This is a genomic window from Actinoplanes sp. NPDC026623 (assembly GCF_040638275.1).
GTDB lineage: Bacteria > Actinomycetota > Actinomycetes > Mycobacteriales > Micromonosporaceae > Actinoplanes.
Genome location: NZ_JBEZXZ010000421.1, coordinates 1 through 1,926, shown reverse-complemented (window position 1 = coordinate 1,926; position 1,926 = coordinate 1). Strand labels below are relative to the sequence as shown.

General features: G+C 75.5%; 1 protein-coding gene. It reads left to right on the top strand.

Going from position 1 to position 1,926, the window contains the following annotated elements; genetic code table 11:
• On the top strand, positions 1-1,926 hold a 1,926-nt coding region (locus tag AB0F10_RS45430; protein ID WP_360640808.1), incomplete at both ends, for a beta-ketoacyl synthase N-terminal-like domain-containing protein.

Genomic DNA, 1,926 nt, shown 5'->3' with positions numbered 1-1,926 from the left:
CCGGCCGGCGCGCCCGCGGGCTCACCGCCACGACCGTCTCCTGGGGGCTCTGGGCCGGCGGGAGCGGGCTCGGCGAGGCCGGCGACGAGGAGTACGTGCTGCGCCGCGGCCTGCGCCCGATGGACCCGGACACCGCGATCACCGCGATGATCCGGGCCGTCGACTACGGCGACACCTCGATCGCGGTCGCCGACGTCGACTGGGACCGGTTCGCCACCGCGTTCACCGCCGGCCGGTCGCGGCCGCTGATCGGGGACCTGGCCGAGGTCAGGGAGACGCTCACGCGTATCGAGGCGCCGGTCGACGCCGGGGCCTCCGCGCTCGCCGCGCGTCTCGCCGGCGTCGCCGGACCGGACCGGGCCGGCGTCGTCCTCGCCCTGGTGCGCGAGCACGCCGCGGCCATCCTCGGGCACACCGGCGTTGACGGGATCGAGCCCGGCCGGGCCTTCCGCGACCTCGGGTTCGACTCGCTCACCGCGGTCGAGATGCGCAACCGGCTGAGCGCGGCCACCGGCGTACGCCTGCCCGCGACCCTGGTCTTCGACCACCCGAACGCCGCCGCCGTCGCCGGTTTCCTGCTCGCCGAGGTGCTCGGCACCGCGGCCGGCGAGGCGACCCCGGTGCCCACCGCCCGCCCGCTGGACGACGAGCCGATCGTCATCGTCGGCATGGCCTGCCGCTTCCCCGGCGGCATCGAGGCGCCCGAGCAGCTGTGGGACCTGGTCGCCGAGGGCCGGGACGCGATGGGCGGGTTCCCCACCGACCGGGGCTGGGACCTGGCCGGGATCTACCACCCCGACCCGGAGCACGCCGGCACCACGTACACCCGGGAGGGCGCCTTCGTCCGCGACGCCGGCGGCTTCGACGCCGGCTTCTTCGGGATCAGCCCGCGCGAGGCCCTCGCGATGGACCCGCAGCAGCGGCTGCTGCTGGAGGCCGCGTGGGAGACGTTCGAGCGGGCCGGCATCGACGCCGCCACGCTGCGCGGCAGCGCCACCGGCGTGTTCGTCGGCGCCAGCTCGCAGGGGTACGGCTCGGAGGCCTACGACATCCCGGACGAGGCACAGGGCTACTTCATCACCGGCGGCCAGACCGCGGTCATCTCCGGCCGCGTCTCCTACGTCCTCGGCCTCGAGGGCCCGGCCATGACGATCGACACCGCCTGCTCCTCGTCGCTGGTCGCCATGCACCTGGCCGCCCAGTCGCTGCGGCAGGGCGAGTGCACCCTCGCGCTGGCCGGCGGCGTGAACGTGATGGCGAGCCCGGGCGCGTTCATCGAGTTCTCCCGGCAGCGCGGCATGGCGGCCGACGGCCGGTGCAAGCCGTTCGCGGCCGCCGCCGACGGCACCGGCTGGGGCGAGGGCGTCGGGCTGCTGCTGCTCGAACGCCTCTCCGACGCCCGGGCCAACGGCCACCGGATCCTTGCCGTCATACGCGGCTCCGCGGTCAACCAGGACGGCGCCTCCAACGGCCTGTCCGCGCCGAACGGACCCTCGCAGCGCCGGGTGATCCGGCAGGCACTTGCCAACGCGGGCCTGGCGCCGTCCGAGGTGGACGCGGTCGAGGCGCACGGCACCGGCACCACGCTGGGCGACCCGATCGAGGCGCAGGCCCTGCTGGCGACGTACGGGCAGGACCGGGCCGGCGGCGAGCCGCTGTGGCTCGGCTCGATCAAGTCGAACATCGGCCACACCCAGACCGCGGCCGGCGTGGTCGGCGTGATCAAGATGGTGATGGCGATGCGGCACGGCGTGCTGCCGGCCTCGCTGCACGTGGACGCGCCGACCCCGCACGTGGACTGGTCGGCCGGCGAGGTCTCGCTGCTCGCGGAGGCCCGTGACTGGCCGGCGGTGGACCGGCCGCGCCGGGCGGGGGTCTCGTCGTTCGGTGTTTCCGGCACGAACGCGCACGTGATTGTCGAGCAGG